We start from the raw sequence: 14,567 nt of genomic DNA on the forward strand, positions 1-14,567 counted from the left end.
GCTTGGGCCCTCCCTTGCCGCAGCGGTTACTTGCTGTAGTCGTAGAAGCCGCGGCCGGTCTTGCGGCCGAGGTAGCCGGCGTCGACCATCTCCTTCAGCAGCGGGGCCGGGCGATACTTCGGATCGTTGAAGCCTTCGTAGAAGACCTCCATCACCGACAGCATGGTGTCCAGACCGATCAGGTCGGCCAGCGCCAACGGGCCGATCGGGTGGTTGCAGCCCGCCTTCATGCCGGCGTCGATGTCCTCGGCCGTGGCGATGCCTTCCTGGAGCGCGAAGATCGCCTCGTTGATCATCGGGCAGAGGATGCGGTTGACGGCGAAGCCGGGGCTGTTCTTGGCGGTGATCGGCGACTTGCCGACGCGCTTGGCGAAGGCCATCGCTTTGGCGTGGGTGTCGTCGCTGGTCTGGATGCCGCGGATGATCTCCAGCAGCGCCATCAGCGGCACCGGGTTGAAGAAGTGCAGGCCGATGAAGCGGTCCGGACGGTCGGTGGCCGTCGCCAGCTTGGTGATGGAGATCGACGAGGTGTTGGTGGCGACCAGCGCCTCCGGCTTCAGGGTGGCGCAGAGATCCTTCAGGATCTTGACCTTGAGGTCTTCATTCTCGGTCGCGGCCTCGATCACCAGATCGCAGGTGGCGAGCTTCGACTTGTCGGTGGTGGCGGTGATGCGCGCGACGGCGGCCTCGCGGTCGGCGGCGGTCATCTTCTCCTTCTTGACCAGACGGTCCAGGCTGCCGCCGACGGTCGACAGGCCGCGCTGCACCGCTTCCTCGGAGATGTCGGTCATGACCACCGTCAGGCCGGCGACGGCGCAGACCTGGGCGATGCCGTTGCCCATCTGTCCGGCGCCGATGACGCCGATCGTTTCGATCCCCATGCTCTCGGCCATGTTTCTTGTCCCTATCGGTTGAGCGCGTGCGTTGGTTCGCAGATGCAGCATCTTCTACACGCATTTTCGTTGCGCTGCGATGACTTGTCGTAAGCGGTAAGCGCGGCTATCCCCCGGCGCGGCGACCTGCCGCAGGGACGGGTGTCGGCGGAAATCCGCCTGCCCGTGCACCGCCATCGGCGGCTTTCCGCCGATGCAGCCCATGGCGCCGACGGCCGGCTCCAGGCTTTTCAACTGTTTGCGCGACGAACTGACAATGGCACGCCCCTTGCTCTCCTCCAGGCCAACCGCGGCGACGGGTCGCGGATCAAGCCCCATGGGAGAGACACGATGCTCCGGAAGACTCTGCTCGCCGCCACCGCCTTCGCTGCCGCAGCACTCGCCGCCCAGGGCGCCTCGGCCGCCGATCTGGTCCGACTCGGCAACCTGAAATTCGCCCATTACGGCGCGGTCTCCTACATGAAGGAGATCGCCGGCAAGTACGACCTGAAGATCGAGGAGCGGGTCTTCCCCAAGGGCATCGACATCCTGCCCGCCATCGTCGCCGGCGAGATCGACGTGGCCGCCAGCGCGGTGGACGCCGCCATCGCCGGCCGTGCGTCGGGCGTGCCGATCTATGCGGTGGCCGGCTTCGCCAAGGGCGGGGCACGCATCGTCGCCAAGCCGGATGCCGGCATCAAGAGCGTCGCCGACCTGAAGGGCAAGAAGGTCGCCACCCCGCGCGGCGGCGCCCAGGAACTGATCCTGCTGGCCGAGTTGGCGAAGCATGGGCTGAGCTGGTCGGACCGTTCCGGCAAGGACGTGCAGATCGTCTACATGGCCTACGCCGACATGAACCAGGCCCTGCTGGCTGGCAGCATCGACGCCATGTCGCAGTCCGAGCCGCAATCGAGCCAAGCCATCAACAAGGGCTTCGGCGTCGAGGTGGTCAAGCCGTACGACACCGAACTGGGCGAGCCGGTGCGCTCGCTGGTCATCACCGAGGACTTCTACAAGAAGAAGCCCGACGTCGCCCAGCGTCTGGTCAACTGTTTCGTCGAGGCGACGGCGACCTTCATCGCCAACCCCGATCTGGCCGAGAAGTATGTCCGCGAACAGATGTTCAAGGGCCAGATCTCCAGCCAGGACTTCAAGGACGCTATCGGCAACTCGCCCTACAGCTACGACCTGTCGGTCCATCACGTCCAGGTCACGACCGACATGATGCAGAAGTTCGGCGTCGGCCGCATGGACAACCCGCCGAAGGCCGCCGATTGGGTGAAGCTGGACCTGCTGGAAAAGGCGAAGGCCACCAAGGCGGCCGCGAATGACGCCGGTACCGGCACCGTGAAGGCGAACTGAGCCCCACCCAGCGGAAGGAGGACGCCCCATGTCCCAAGCCAAGCCCCGTTTCTCGCCCGCGGCCCTGCTGCGCGGCTCCCTGGTGCCGGTCCTGGTGATCGCGCTGTGGCAGATCCTGTCCACCTCCGGCCTGATCAACCCGGTGGTGCTGCCGTCGCCGGTGCAGGTGGTCGTGCGCTGGTGGGCCTATCTGCTGCCGACCGAAGCCTACGATCCGGCGCAATCCAGTTGGATCCTGTGGGCGCTGTCGGGCGAGATGCTGTTCGACGCCTGGTCCAGCCTGTACCGCGTGGTGCTGGGCTTCGCCGTCGGCGCCGGGCTGGCGCTTCCGCTGGGGCTCGCCATGGGCGGCAACCCGCGCATCTACGCGCTGTTCGACCCGCTGATGCAGGTGCTGCGGCCGATCCCGCCCATCGCCTACATCCCGCTGGCGATCCTGTGGTTCGGGCTGGGCAATGCGCCGGCGGTGTTCCTGATCGCCATCGGCGCCTTCTTCCCGGTGCTGATGAACACCATCGCCGGGGTGCGCCATGTCGACGGCATCTATCTGCGCGCCGCCCGCAACCTGGGGGCCGGCAAGCTGACCATGTTCCTGCGCGTCATACTGCCGGCCGCCACCCCCTACATCCTGGCCGGCGCCCGCATCGGCATCGGCACCGCCTTCATCGTCGTCATCGTGTCGGAGATGATCGCCGTCAACTCCGGCCTCGGCTTCCGCATCCTGGAAGCGCGCGAGTTCATGTGGTCCGACAAGATCATCGCCGGGATGTTCACCATCGGCCTGCTGGGCCTCGCCATCGACATCGGCATGAACCGCCTGAACAACCACCTGCTGCGCTGGCACCGCGGTCTTGAGAACTGATGGGGAGGGGATGGAGATGACGCCCATGCTGAAGAGTGTTGCCGACACCGCTCCCGTCGCCGACGCGGCGCCTGTGCAGATCCAGGTGCGCGGGGTGGAGAAGACCTTCGCCGTCGGCGCGCAGAAGATCGTCGCCTTGCAGAACATCGACCTCGACATCCGCAAGGGCGAGTTCGTCTGCCTGCTGGGGCCCTCGGGCTGCGGCAAGTCCACGCTGCTGAACGCGGTGGCCGGCTTCCAGCCGCCGACCAAGGGGACCGTCACCGTCGATGGCCGCACCATCACCGAACCCGGTCCCGACCGCGGCATGGTGTTCCAGGAATATGCCCTGTTCCCCTGGATGACGGTGGCGCAGAACGTCGCCTTCGGCCTGGAGATCAAGGGAATGTCCAAGGCGGAGATCGCCGAGCGGGTGGAGTGGCTGCTGCAGAAGCTGCATCTGCAGGACTTCCGCAACCGCTTTCCCAAGGATCTGTCGGGCGGCATGCGCCAGCGCGTCGCCATCGCCCGCGTGCTGGCGCTCGACAGCCCGATCCTGCTGATGGACGAGCCGTTCGGCGCGCTCGACGCCCTGACCCGCCGCACGCTTCAGGACGAGCTGCTGCGCATCTGGGAGGAGGTCGGCAAGACCATCCTGTTCGTCACCCACTCCATCGAGGAGAGCATCTATCTGGCCGACCGCATCATCGTGATGACCTACCGGCCGGGCACCATCAAGCGCGACGTCGTCGTCGACATGCCGCGCCCGCGCGACGGCTCCGCCCCGGAGTTCAACCGCCTGAAGCGCGAGCTGTCGCAGATGGTGATGGAGGAGCAGCAGCGCTTCAGCCAGGACGAAATCCGCTCCGTCACCGCGGATTGACGGGAAGAAGGTTCAAGCGGACAGGAAGGGGCGCCCCGCCGTGGCCAGCCCCTACACAAAGGTGTTGCACCTCGTCGGAACCGCGCTCTACTCTCCGACTATACCGGAGCGCGCGGTTCCGCCCGAGGTTGACTTGCGGAACGCTAAGTAGACGCGCACTCTGGCCTCCGTTGCGGCGGTGCTGGAGTGCGCGTTCTCATGCCGAAGATTTCTTCGACAAGTAGTCAGCGTCGAATTCCCGCAGAATACTCGGGAATTGAAGTAAATTTCTGCAAAACGCCGGGCTGCGCGAACTTCGGCGTGCCACCCAGCCGCGCGTCAGCCCGAGGTCGCTCGGCGACGGCGCCCAGTCGAGATAACTACAGACTGAGCGGCACGGGTGGCGTTCCCGGGCTTTACTGCCAATTGTGTCGCAGAACAACCACTTTGAAGTCCAATCGGGGAATTCACGAAGAATTCTCGCGTGTGGCCGCTTTTCTGCGGATTCCGGAGGGACACAGCTGTCCAAACGCCGCCTGTCTGAACCACGAACAGGCGACTCGGGAAAATCCTGACCTCTACCGTCTTTACGGCAAGACACGCTCCGGCTCGAAGCGGTTCCTCTGCAAAAAGTGCGGCAAGACCTTCTCGGTCCCTGGCCCGACGACCGGACACAAGAAGCCGCACGAGAACCTACTGGTGTTCCGACTTCTGGTGAACCAGACCCCCATCAGCCGCATCTGTGAGGTTGCGGACCTGTCTTACACGTCCGTCTACGGGAAAATCGACTTCCTGCATCGGCAGTGTCTGAGATTCGCCGCCGAGCGTGAACGCCAATTCTCCAACACCCCATTCGAGCGCCTTTACCTCTGCTCCGACCGACAGGACTACATCGTCAACTGGGGCGACCGGAAGGCCCGCAAGACGGTCCAACTGACTTCGGCGGGCACCGCCGACCTGCACTCAGGATACGTTTTCGCCATGACGCCGAACTTCGACGCGACGCTCGACCCTGAGCAGGTCGAGACGGAAGCCGACGGCGCAGGCGACAACGCCGAGGACCCACCGTTCCGCAGGCACGCTCGGCTCTGGCTCCGGTCAGACTATGCGGCTTCCGTCGAGCGAGCCAAGGCAACCGCTGCGGCCTCCGGCCGGAAAGGGCAAAGCCTGGACGTGGAGATCCAGCAACGCGAGGTTCTGGTCGCCGCCCGCGATGACCTCGCGACCGCCGAACTTCTGGATGAGGGGCAGGCATTGCCCGAGCGGGGCATGCAAGTCCACGCCGAATACGGCCTCTACGGGCACTTCCTCTATCTTCGCCACCTTCTGCACGGGGCACGGAAGGTGCGCTTCTTTCTCGACCAGGACGCCGGGATGAAGCAGGCGTGCTTTGCCGCGTTCCACGATGGCGTTCGGGACCGCTGGGCCGATGCCTTCTTCGTCGCCATCGCGAAGGATCGGACGGTGGACGAGAAGCGCACGGCCACCGCTGAAGCGACGAAGCGGCTAGAACAGGCGTTGACGGCCAGAGGACTGAACCCTGCCAAGGCGACACCGACCGAGGTGCGGCGCGTCAAGGTCGCGGTGATGCGGGAACGTATCCAGGCGATCACTGACGCCAGCCCGGAAGAACGCGGCAGGCTCGACGGCAAATGGGTTGACCATCCGTTCCCGACGATGGCTGAACCGGAGAAAAAGGTGGCGCTGCTGACGGACCTGAACGGTTATGACGACGACGACCTCGACCGTCTGGCTCATCTGTTCAACCGGGCCTCGCTCCACGCCATCGATCGCTTCTTCATGCTGGTTCGGCGGCGTCTGCGGCTGCTGGAGCGGCCTATCTCGCCGACCCGCAGAGCCCGGCGAGTCTGGCACGGCTACGCACCCTACGACCCGGCAATGGTCGGCAAGTGCCTCGACATCTTCCGGGTCTGGTACAACTGGTGCTTCACGGGCGAGGACGGCCTGACCCCGGCGGAGCGGCTGGGGGTCGCCAAGGGCAAGGTCCGCATGGAAGACATCGTCTACTTCGACCCGAACGCCAAGGCCCCAGTGGATTGAGCCCGTCCCGGATAGCTGAACGGGTGCTGGGAAGTGCTGCCAAGTAATGTTGCGGGTCATGCGACCCGCAACACCTTTGTGTAGGGGCTGGCCCGCCGTGGGCGCCCCTTTTTCGCATCAGAGCTTCGCCGCCTCTTCGCTCAGGCGCTGGCGCAGCCAGCCATGCGAGGGGGAGCCGGTGTTGCGGCGGTGCCAGATCATCGACATTTCGTAGTCGCCGATGTCGAAGGGCAGCGGGCTGGTCGCCAGCCCCAGCGCGTCGGCGTACAGACGGGCCAGCCGGGCGGGCAGTGAGGTCAGCATCGGCACCTGCATCAGGATCATCGGGATCGCCAGGAACTGGGTGGTCGAGGCGGCGACCCGCCGGCTGGTGCCGAGTGCCGCCAGCTCTTCGTCGATGAAGCTGGTCATCCCGCCGCGCAGCGACGGCATCAAATGCGGATAGCGGGTGTAGTCCTCCAGCCCGATCGGCGGGGTGACCGGCACGAGTTTCGGATTGTACAGACAGGCATGGGTTTCCCGGTAGAGCACCTGCCCGTCGTGCCAGCGCCGCAGATCCGGCAGATAGCCGATGGCGAGATCGAGGGTGCCGTCGTCCAACGCGTTCAGCATGGCGTCGGGGTCGAGGTTTAGCAGCGACACCGACACGCGCAGATTGCCTTCCGCCGCATCGCGCAGAATGCCGGTCAGCAGGACCGCCTGCATGGAATCGGTGGTGGAGATGGTGAAGGTCCGTTCCTCCCGCTGGGGATCGAAATCCTCCTCCGCCGACAGGGCGCGGGCCGCACCCACCAGCAGGTCGCGCAGGGGTTCGGCCAGACGCTGGGCGCGCGGCGTCGGCTCCATCCGGTTGCCGGTGCGCACGAACAGCGGGTCGCCCACCAGGGTGCGCAACCGGCCCAGCGCGTGGCTGACCGCCGATTGGCTGACGCCCAGCGCCTCGGCCGCGCGGGAAACGTTGCGGGTCTCTAGCAGCGCGTCGAACACCTTTACCAGGTTGAGGTCGAGCGCCGGGTTATGAATTGCTTTCATGACGATATGAACCAAAGCGTCCTAGTTCATTGTGCACTGGACGGTGTATTCTGTCTAGCCAGCGCTGATCCAACAGCCATCAATCAAAAAAACCATATTCCGTAGCCAACGCCCGCAACCGGGCAGCGGACCTGTCGTCGTCCTTCCTCCAATCGTCGGGGCAGGCCGGTGGTTCCGTTCAGGGAGAAAGAGGCAAGAGCCATGGTTCGCATCAACGTCAACGGCGAGGAGCGTCAGGTCGACGTTCCCGAGGACATGCCGCTCCTGTGGGTTCTGCGGGACGAGCTTAACATGACCGGCACCAAGTTCGGCTGCGGCATCGCCCAGTGCGGCGCCTGCACCGTCCATGTCGACGGCACGCCGACCCGCGCCTGCCAGACCCCGGTCGGCATGCTGACGCCGGACAGCAAGATCACCACCATCGAAGGCGTCAAGGGCAAGGCCGCCCAGGCGGTCCAGGCGGCGTGGCAGAAGCTGGACGTCGTCCAGTGCGGCTATTGCCAGTCGGGCCAGATCATGAGCGCCGTGGCGCTGCTGACCGACAACCAGAACCCGACCGACCAGGACATCGACGCGGCGATGGACGGCAATGTCTGCCGCTGCGCCACCTATGTCCGCATCCGCGCGGCGATCAAGGATGCCGCCCAGACGATGAGGGCCTGATCCATGCTGCATCATCTGATCCGTCAGGCCGCACAGAATGGTTTTGGCGACGGGCTGTCGCTCACGCCGCTGCCCGCCCCGTCGCGCCGTGGTTTCCTGAAGGCCATCGGCGCCGGTGCCGGCGTTCTGGTGGTCGGCGCGCATCTGCCGATGCCGGCGCTGGCCGCCGAAGCGGCGCCCAAGATCATCGGCCCGGCCGACCCGCGCCCGCACGCCTTCGTCATCGTGGCGCCGGACAATACCGTTACCGTGCTGGCCAAGCATCTGGACAAGGGCCAGGGCATCGTCACCGGCATCGCCACCATTGCGGCCGAGGAGCTTGACGCCGATTGGGCCCAGGTGCGCGGCGCCTTCGCTCCGGCCGATGCCAAGCTGTACGCCAATCATTTCTTCGGCATCCAGGGCACCGGCGGCTCGACCGCCGTCGCCAACAGCTGGGACGAGCTGCGCATGGCCGGCGCCGCCGCCCGCGCCATGCTGGTTGCCGCCGCTGCCGTGCGGTGGAAGGTTCCGGCCGGCGAAGTGACGGTGTCGAAGGGCGTGGTCCGCCATGCCGCCAGCAACCGCAGCGCCACCTTCGGCGAACTGGCGGAGGAGGCATCCAAGCTGCCGGTGCCGCAGCAGGTCAAGCTGAAGGAGCAGAAGGACTATGTGCTGATCGGCAAGCCGGACCTGCACCGGCTGGACCACATCAGCAAGACCAACGGCACCGCCATCTTCTCGATGGACATCCGCCGCCCCGGTCAGGTGACGGCGGTGCTGGCGCGCAGCCCGCGCTTCGGCGGCACGGTGAAGAGCGTCGACGATGCCGCCGCCCGCAAGGTGCCGGGCGTCATCGAGGTGATCAGCCTGCCGGTCGGCGTCGCGGTGATCGCCAAGAATACCTGGGCCGCCATGAAGGGCCGAGAGGCGCTGACGGTCGCCTGGGACGATGGCAAGGCCGAGACCCGCGGCACCGACGCCATGCTGGCCGACTACCGCAAGGCGGCGGAAAAGCCGGGCTCGGTCGCGGCGAACAAGGGCGATGCCGACAAGGCGATCGCCGATGCCAAGGCCAAGGGCGGCCATGCGGTGGACGGCGAGTTCGTCTTCCCCTACCTCGCCCATGCGCCGATGGAGCCGCTGAACGCCGTGGTGGCGCTGAACCCGGAGGGTGGCTGCACCATCTGGGCCGGATCGCAGTTCCAGACGGTCGAGCAGATGACCGCCGCCCACATCCTGGGCTGCAAGCCGGAGCAGGTGAAGATCGAGACGCAGTGGGCCGGCGGCAGCTTCGGCCGGCGCGCCACCACCAACGCCGACTACATCGCCGAGGCGGTGATGATCGCCAAGGCCTATCCCAAGGCCCCGGTGCATCTGGTCTGGACTCGCGAGGACGACATCAAGGGCGGCCGCTACCGCCCGCTGTTCCTGCACAGGATCACCGCGGCGGTCGACGCCAAGGGTGCGCTCGTCGGTTGGAAGCAGCGCATCGTCGGCCAGAGCTTCATGGCCGGCACGCCGTTCGAGGCGGTGATGGTCAAGGACGGCGTCGATGCGACGATGGTCGAGGGCGCCTCGGACATGGCCTATCCGGTGGCGAACCTCGCGGTCGATGCCCACACTGTCGCCTCGCCGGTCACCACCCTGTGGTGGCGGTCTGTCGGGCACACCCACACGGCTTATGCCAAGGAGGTGATGATCGACCGCCTCGCCAAGGCGGCCGGCAAGGACCCGGTGGCCTTCCGCATGGAAATGCTGAAGGACCATCCGCGTCTGGCCGGCGTGCTGAAGCTGGCAGCTGAGAAGGCCGGCTGGGGCCAGCCCTTGGCGCAGGGCAAGGGCCGCGGCGTCGCCGTCCATGAGAGCTTCAACACCTATGTCGCCCATGTCGCCGACGTGACGGTCGATGCCAAGGGCCAGATCAAGGTGGACCGGATCGTCGTCGCCGTCGATTGCGGCGAGGTCGTCAACCCGGACATCGTCAAGGCCCAGATGGAGGGTGGTGCCGGCTGGGGCATCGGCCATGCGCTGCGCGGCGAGATCACCATGACCGACGGCGTGGTCGATCAGGCCAACTTCGACAGCTACCTGCCGCTGCGGATGTCCGACATGCCGGTGGTCGAGGTCCACATCGTGCCGTCGCACGAGCGGCCGACCGGCGCCGGCGAGCCGGGCGTCCCGACCGTGGCACCGGCGGTGGCGAACGCCGTCTTCTCGGTGACCGGCCAGCCCTTGCAGACGCTGCCCTTCAGCCGGGGCGGCATCGTCAGCTGAGACGGGGCGGCTAAGGCGAGGCTTTGTCCGAGACTGCAACGATTCCGGCCGTCCGCGCGGCGGCCGGGATCGTTGCGGGCGGGTAGGCGGGCCAGCCATGGTCGACCAGCAGCTTCACTGCGGGATCCGGTTGCACAGGGCCGGCGGGGACGGGAGTCTCCGCCGGCCCTTTTTTGTGGGGCGGATCGAGATGCAGAAGCCGGGCGAGCTGCCGGTAATGGGTGTCCGTCAAGGGTGATGGGGGAAGCCGCGGTCCCCAAGGGTCTTTCCAGGGTTCTGTCGCGGCGGTCGCAGGCGTCAGCACCGTGAGATAGCAGGCCGCCCGCAGAACCCCTGCCATCAGCAGGACGGCCAGCGCCAGGATTGCCCAATGGCGGCGGCGCAGCCGCAGGGCGACCCTGTCGGTCTGCGGTGCCTGTTGGTCAACGGGACGGGTTCGGGCGGTCGCGGTCATGCGGGGCACAGCATGGCTCAAGCCGGTATCGGCCTGCCCGGCCTTTCCCGGCGAGATGCCGGGGCAGGGGGAGTGCCCCCCGCGTCCCGTCCTGACCGGCCGGCATTCTCCGTCCGGACAACAATCCCTGCCGCCTCCCCAGGAATTGCAACGGAGGCGACATCTCCGTCGGAGACGGGTTCAGGCAAGCCGGCGACGCCCGATTTCCGCCCGTACCTCGCGGAACCAGTGCAGCTTGTCCTCGAAGGGCAGGCGGGCGAGGCCGCTCGGCGACGGCACGACCACATCGGCGACGCCGTCGAACAGGCTGCGCTCCTGCACGCCCCAGGGCGCGTCGGGCAGGCCGGTCGCCGCCAGATAGACGCCCTTGCCGGTATAGGCCAGCACCCGCGGCCGGACGAAGCCGACGATCCGCGCCAGCCGCGGCACCCCACCGCGCAGCTCCGCCCGCGACAGCTCAGCGGCGCTGGCGGTGGCACGGGCGACGAGGTTGGTGGAGCCGAGCCCGATGGCCGGCAGGGTGATGTCCTCCTCCGGCCGGTAGAGGCGCGGCGTCAGCCCGGCCTCATGCAGCAGGCGCCAGAACTGGTTGCCGCGCCCGGCATAGTGATGGCCGAGCGCGCCGGAGCGCAGGCCGGGGTTGAAGCCGACGAACAGGCATTCGAGCCCTGGCGCCACGATGTCCGGCAGCGGCCCGGCGGGAGGCGGCAATCCCGGCGGGGCCGGGGTCAGGGGCGGGGCCGGAACATCGTCGAACAGGTCCATGGCAATCGAATCCTCTCCGCAAGGGAGAGCAATATAGGACGCCGCCGCCCCGCTCAAAGCGAGGCGGCGACCGCGGGTGCGGGGGGGCTGCCGCGTTCATCCTGCAACAGGGCCAGGACGCGGTCGGTCAGGCGCAGGGCCAGCGCCACGATGGTCATGGTCGGGTGGTCGGCGCCCATGGTCGGGAAGACGGAACTGCCGGCGATGTAGAGGTTGCCGACGCCATGGACGCGCCCATCGGGATCGACCACGCCGTGGCGCGGCGAGTCATGCATCCGTGTGGTGCCCATATGGTGCCAGCACCAGCCGACGTCGGCCATCGTCGCCTCGGCCGTGTTCTCCCCGTCCTCCACCGTGATCAGGCCGCGGCGCAGCAGATCCTCGCGCAGCAGGCGCTGGGTTTCGCTGGCGCCCCAGCGGTCCTGCGCGGTCAGGCGCCAGTCCACCTTGGGCAGGTTGCGGCCGAACGGATCGGTGGCGTGGTCCAGCGTCACCCGGCTTTCTGGGTTGGGCACCGGTTCCAGCACCGTTTCCAGGGTGAAGCGGCGGGGCAGCCAGCCCGGATCGATGGTGCTGTCGAACAGCGCATGGGCCAGCTGCGGCATGCTGCGCAGGATGCGCGGGCCGGCGTTGCGCAGCAGGCTCGCCGCCTCGTCCTCCGACACGCCGAAGCGGCGGCAACGGTGGCGCGACGGCAGGAGCCGCAGGTCGCGCATCGCCTTGAAGGCGTCCAGTGCCGCCGAATGGTAGGAGGCGACCAGATATGTCCGGGAATTGGGCAGCGCATGCCGTTCCTGGAGATCCTCGGTCGGCGACAGCGCCAGCGCGATCGACGGGTGCGGCCGCCGCAGCCGCCGCCGGGCGAGGCACAGGCTGACGTCGTAGAGCGTGCGGTGATGCCCCTGCCGGGTCAGGCGGATCGGCGAGGTCTTGAAGCGCGGGTGATCGGCGAAATAGCGGCCGACCAGATCGCTGCCGTTGCCCAGACCGGCAGCCTGCACCTTGTTGGACAGCAGCAGGATGCGCGCATTCTCGATGCCGCCGCAGCCCAGCACGAACAGCCGGGCGCCGACGGTGAAGCCGGGGCCGTCCAGGGTGCGGACCTGCACCCGCTCCACCGCCGTTGCCGAATGGTTGGTGTCCAGCCCGGTGACGTTGGCGTTCAGGAAGGCGGTGATGTTGGCGGCCCGTCCGATTTCGGCGCGATAGGCCTCGCCCATGCGGATCGGCGGGCTGAGCTGGGCGACGCGGTTCTCGAAGGCGCTGGCGCTGCCGTCCTCGTTCTCCACCGGAATAAGCTCGGTCTTCGGTCCGCGGACCTGCTCCATCCAGTAATCGCTGTCGTACTCGAAGGGGCCGAGGCCGAGCACGCTGTGCGAGCGCTCGTAATAGGGCATCATCGTGTCGCGCGGGATCGGCCAGCCGCTGCCGGGGATCCAGGGGCGCTCGGCGAAGTCAGTCCGCTCCAGCGGGCGGGAGAAGCCGCCCCAGCAATTGGTGCTGCCGCCGAGATAGCGGCTGCGCGCGGTGGTCAGCCGCTCATAGGGCAGGCCGACGTTGCGGCCGGCATACAGCGCCTGGGAAATGCCGTCGACCTCCAGCCCGCCGCCTTCCAGCAGGACGACGCTCAAGCTGCCGCCCGCCAGTTCGCGCGCGATGGTCAGGCCGGCGGCACCGCCACCGATCACGCACAGATCGCAGTCGATGTGCGTGCCGTTCAGGACATGGCGGGCATCACGAAGCAAGCGGGCCTCCGTACTGGGAACATAAGCATACCGGGGTCATCGGGGTCATAAGCCCCCTTTCTTGCCCCGGACACGTGGCCTAGACCGAGCACTCATTCGGATATACCCCCGGCGCGTCCCCCTTGGTCCGGAGGTCGCAAAAGCGCGGCACCCCGGACGAACCGGACGGCCCTCGACCGGGAGGGAACGACCGCCGCGCCCAACGGTTGAGAAGGGCAAGAGGGGTGCTTCGGCCCGGCCGCAGGCTTGGCCGCCCGGCACCGGAAACCTTGCAAGTCCCAATGCAATTCGAGGAACCGCCGCCATGAAACGCCACCATCTTCTCGCGACCGCCGCTGTGCTCCTGTTCACGGCGCCGGCACTCTCGCTGGCCCAGACGCCGGCCCCGGCCAAGACCGTGACCGAGAAGGGCCAGTTGGCGCAGCAGGACATGACCTTCGCCGAAAAGGCGGCGATCAGCGACATGTTTGAAATCCAGGCGGGTAAGCTGGCGCAGGATCAGGCGAAGGAACAGGGCGTCAAGCAGTTCGGCAGCCACATGGTGGCCGACCACACCAAGACCTCCGACGCCATGAAGACCATGGCCCGGGAAAAGTCGATGACCCTGCCGACCAAGCTCGATTCCGAACACCAGCAGAAGCTTGACAAGCTGCGCGGCCTGAAGGGCGACCAGTTCGATTCCGCCTATCTCCAGGGCCAGATGGACGCTCACCAGACCGCCGTCACCCTGTTCCGCCAGCAGGCGGAGAACGGCAAGGACGCCGACCTGCGGCGCTTCGCCGAACAGAGCCTGCCGACGCTGGAGCAGCATCTGCGTCAGGTCCGCGACCTGCGCCCGAATGTCGCTTCCGCTGCCGGCGGTGCCGCCCAGCAAAGCACCAGCTTTGAGAAGATGATGGGCAAGGATGTCTATGGCGAGAACGGCAAGAAGCTGGGCGACGTCGCCGACATCATCCTCGACGCCCAGAGCGGCAAGGCCACCCAGGTGATCCTGAACCGCGGCGGCGTGCTGGGCATCGGCGCCAAGCATGTGGCGCTGGACTACAACCTGCTGCGTTCCGACAGCGACCGCCTCGTCGCCCGGCAGGTGACCGAGGATCAGGTCAAGCAGATGGCGGAGTTCAAGTACGACGACACCACCGTCTCGCTGGGCAAGCGCCATGGCACCAGCAGCGGCAGCAGCGTCGACCACAACGCCACCGGCCACAACACGGGCGCTGCCGGCGGCGACGCGGCGCATGGCACCGCCAACAGCCTGGACAGCACCCAGCCGCGCAACCCTCAGTAATCCCGCTTGCCGAGGTCCGTTAGCGATTTCCCAAACCCAGCCGCCCGCCGCCGGGAGTCCACGTCCCGGCGGTCCGGGTGGTCAACCGATGGAGAACACGCCATGGCGAACGCCAGCAAGAAGCACATGAGCCCCAGCGGGCAGGGCAAGGGCACCGGCACCGGTGCCACCACCGACCTGCCGGCCGGCGCCATCGGCGACAACATGGTGCTGTCGAACCGCGACAAGTCCCGTCACTCCGACGCTCGCGGCCTGGACAGCAAGGCCGTGCAGACCGAACAGATGCAGGACCACGCCGCCAACCACAATCCGGACGACGACCGTCCCGAGCAATGACGGACAGGTCAGCCTGATGGCGCCTGTTGA

The 14,567-nt window shown here is 67.2% G+C and carries 14 protein-coding genes; 8 read left to right on the top strand and 6 right to left on the bottom strand.

The features are described from left to right. Positions 1–26 precede the first annotated feature (26 nt). On the bottom strand, positions 27–893 hold the full coding sequence (locus tag TSH64_RS22330; protein WP_199237639.1) for a 3-hydroxybutyryl-CoA dehydrogenase: 867 nt from the start codon (positions 891–893) through the stop codon (positions 27–29). A 54-nt stretch (positions 894–947) separates the two neighbouring features. Then, the gene (locus TSH64_RS35395) at positions 948–1,211 is read right to left on the bottom strand and encodes a hypothetical protein (RefSeq protein WP_146208057.1); all 264 of its coding nucleotides are present in this window, start codon (positions 1,209–1,211) and stop codon (positions 948–950) included. A gap of 12 nt (positions 1,212–1,223) precedes the next feature. On the opposite strand from TSH64_RS35395, the gene TSH64_RS22335 reads away from it, so the two are divergent. The 4 genes from TSH64_RS22335 to TSH64_RS22350 all read left to right on the top strand — a co-directional run bounded on the left by TSH64_RS22335 (position 1,224) and on the right by TSH64_RS22350 (position 5,998). After that, positions 1,224–2,234, top strand: a complete 1,011-nt coding sequence (locus TSH64_RS22335) for an ABC transporter substrate-binding protein (protein WP_109448338.1) — start codon at positions 1,224–1,226, stop codon at positions 2,232–2,234. Between the two features lie 28 nt (positions 2,235–2,262). Beyond that, entirely contained in the window at positions 2,263–3,096 is an 834-nt protein-coding gene (locus TSH64_RS22340; protein WP_109448339.1) for an ABC transporter permease, read from the top strand. A gap of 25 nt (positions 3,097–3,121) precedes the next feature. Next, positions 3,122–3,958 (top strand): ABC transporter ATP-binding protein, encoded by an 837-nt coding sequence (locus TSH64_RS22345; protein ID WP_109452940.1) that lies wholly within the window; start codon positions 3,122–3,124, stop codon positions 3,956–3,958. A 465-nt stretch (positions 3,959–4,423) separates the two neighbouring features. Beyond that, a complete protein-coding gene (locus TSH64_RS22350; protein ID WP_146208058.1) occupies positions 4,424–5,998 on the top strand; it encodes an IS1 family transposase in 1,575 nt (524 codons plus the stop codon). Between the two features lie 117 nt (positions 5,999–6,115). Here TSH64_RS22350 and TSH64_RS22355 read toward each other — a convergent pair whose 3' ends face one another. Beyond that, complete coding sequence (locus TSH64_RS22355) at positions 6,116–7,030, bottom strand: LysR family transcriptional regulator (RefSeq protein ID WP_109448341.1); 915 nt, start codon at positions 7,028–7,030, stop codon at positions 6,116–6,118. 201 nt (positions 7,031–7,231) lie between these two features. On the opposite strand from TSH64_RS22355, the gene TSH64_RS22360 reads away from it, so the two are divergent. Then, positions 7,232–7,693 carry a (2Fe-2S)-binding protein gene (locus tag TSH64_RS22360; protein WP_109448342.1) on the top strand — a complete coding sequence of 154 codons (462 nt, stop codon included), beginning with the start codon at positions 7,232–7,234 and terminating at the stop codon, positions 7,691–7,693. Between the two features lie 3 nt (positions 7,694–7,696). Further along, positions 7,697–9,949, top strand: coding sequence for a xanthine dehydrogenase family protein molybdopterin-binding subunit (locus TSH64_RS22365; RefSeq protein ID WP_109448344.1), 2,253 nt, complete (start codon positions 7,697–7,699; stop codon positions 9,947–9,949). Between the two features lie 10 nt (positions 9,950–9,959). Here the strand turns inward: TSH64_RS22365 and TSH64_RS22370 are convergent, their stop codons facing one another. The 3 genes from TSH64_RS22370 to TSH64_RS22380 form a co-directional block, all read right to left on the bottom strand. After that, positions 9,960–10,403: a hypothetical protein gene (locus TSH64_RS22370; protein WP_109452942.1), complete on the bottom strand. Its 444-nt coding sequence runs from the start codon at positions 10,401–10,403 to the stop codon at positions 9,960–9,962. A gap of 180 nt (positions 10,404–10,583) precedes the next feature. Next, positions 10,584–11,168: a mismatch-specific DNA-glycosylase gene (locus tag TSH64_RS22375; protein WP_109448346.1), complete on the bottom strand. Its 585-nt coding sequence runs from the start codon at positions 11,166–11,168 to the stop codon at positions 10,584–10,586. 53 nt (positions 11,169–11,221) lie between these two features. Next, the gene (locus TSH64_RS22380) at positions 11,222–12,913 is read right to left on the bottom strand and encodes a GMC family oxidoreductase (RefSeq protein WP_109448348.1); all 1,692 of its coding nucleotides are present in this window, start codon (positions 12,911–12,913) and stop codon (positions 11,222–11,224) included. Positions 12,914–13,217: 304 nt separating this feature from the next. Here TSH64_RS22380 and TSH64_RS22385 point away from each other — a divergent pair, with 304 nt between their 5' ends. Then, positions 13,218–14,201: a DUF4142 domain-containing protein gene (locus TSH64_RS22385; protein ID WP_109448350.1), complete on the top strand. Its 984-nt coding sequence runs from the start codon at positions 13,218–13,220 to the stop codon at positions 14,199–14,201. Positions 14,202–14,303: 102 nt separating this feature from the next. Then, entirely contained in the window at positions 14,304–14,537 is a 234-nt protein-coding gene (locus tag TSH64_RS22390; protein WP_109448352.1) for a hypothetical protein, read from the top strand. Positions 14,538–14,567 lie beyond the last annotated feature (30 nt).

This window comes from Azospirillum sp. TSH64, assembly GCF_003116035.1.
Classification (GTDB): Bacteria; Pseudomonadota; Alphaproteobacteria; order Azospirillales; family Azospirillaceae; genus Azospirillum.

Excerpts from the sequence above, each read along its gene's own strand:
- TSH64_RS22330 (WP_199237639.1), bottom strand. The coding sequence starts at position 893 with ATGGCCGAGAGCATGGGGATCGAAACGATCGGCGTCATCGGCGCCGGA.
- TSH64_RS35395 (WP_146208057.1), bottom strand. The coding sequence starts at position 1,211 with ATGGGGCTTGATCCGCGACCCGTCGCCGCGGTTGGCCTGGAGGAGAGC.
- TSH64_RS22335 (WP_109448338.1), top strand. The coding sequence starts at position 1,224 with ATGCTCCGGAAGACTCTGCTCGCCGCCACCGCCTTCGCTGCCGCAGCA.
- TSH64_RS22340 (WP_109448339.1), top strand. The coding sequence starts at position 2,263 with ATGTCCCAAGCCAAGCCCCGTTTCTCGCCCGCGGCCCTGCTGCGCGGC.
- TSH64_RS22345 (WP_109452940.1), top strand. The coding sequence starts at position 3,122 with ATGCTGAAGAGTGTTGCCGACACCGCTCCCGTCGCCGACGCGGCGCCT.
- TSH64_RS22355 (WP_109448341.1), bottom strand. The coding sequence starts at position 7,030 with ATGAAAGCAATTCATAACCCGGCGCTCGACCTCAACCTGGTAAAGGTG.
- TSH64_RS22360 (WP_109448342.1), top strand. The coding sequence starts at position 7,232 with ATGGTTCGCATCAACGTCAACGGCGAGGAGCGTCAGGTCGACGTTCCC.
- TSH64_RS22365 (WP_109448344.1), top strand. The coding sequence starts at position 7,697 with ATGCTGCATCATCTGATCCGTCAGGCCGCACAGAATGGTTTTGGCGAC.
- TSH64_RS22370 (WP_109452942.1), bottom strand. The coding sequence starts at position 10,403 with ATGACCGCGACCGCCCGAACCCGTCCCGTTGACCAACAGGCACCGCAG.
- TSH64_RS22375 (WP_109448346.1), bottom strand. The coding sequence starts at position 11,168 with ATGGACCTGTTCGACGATGTTCCGGCCCCGCCCCTGACCCCGGCCCCG.
- TSH64_RS22385 (WP_109448350.1), top strand. The coding sequence starts at position 13,218 with ATGAAACGCCACCATCTTCTCGCGACCGCCGCTGTGCTCCTGTTCACG.
- TSH64_RS22390 (WP_109448352.1), top strand. The coding sequence starts at position 14,304 with ATGGCGAACGCCAGCAAGAAGCACATGAGCCCCAGCGGGCAGGGCAAG.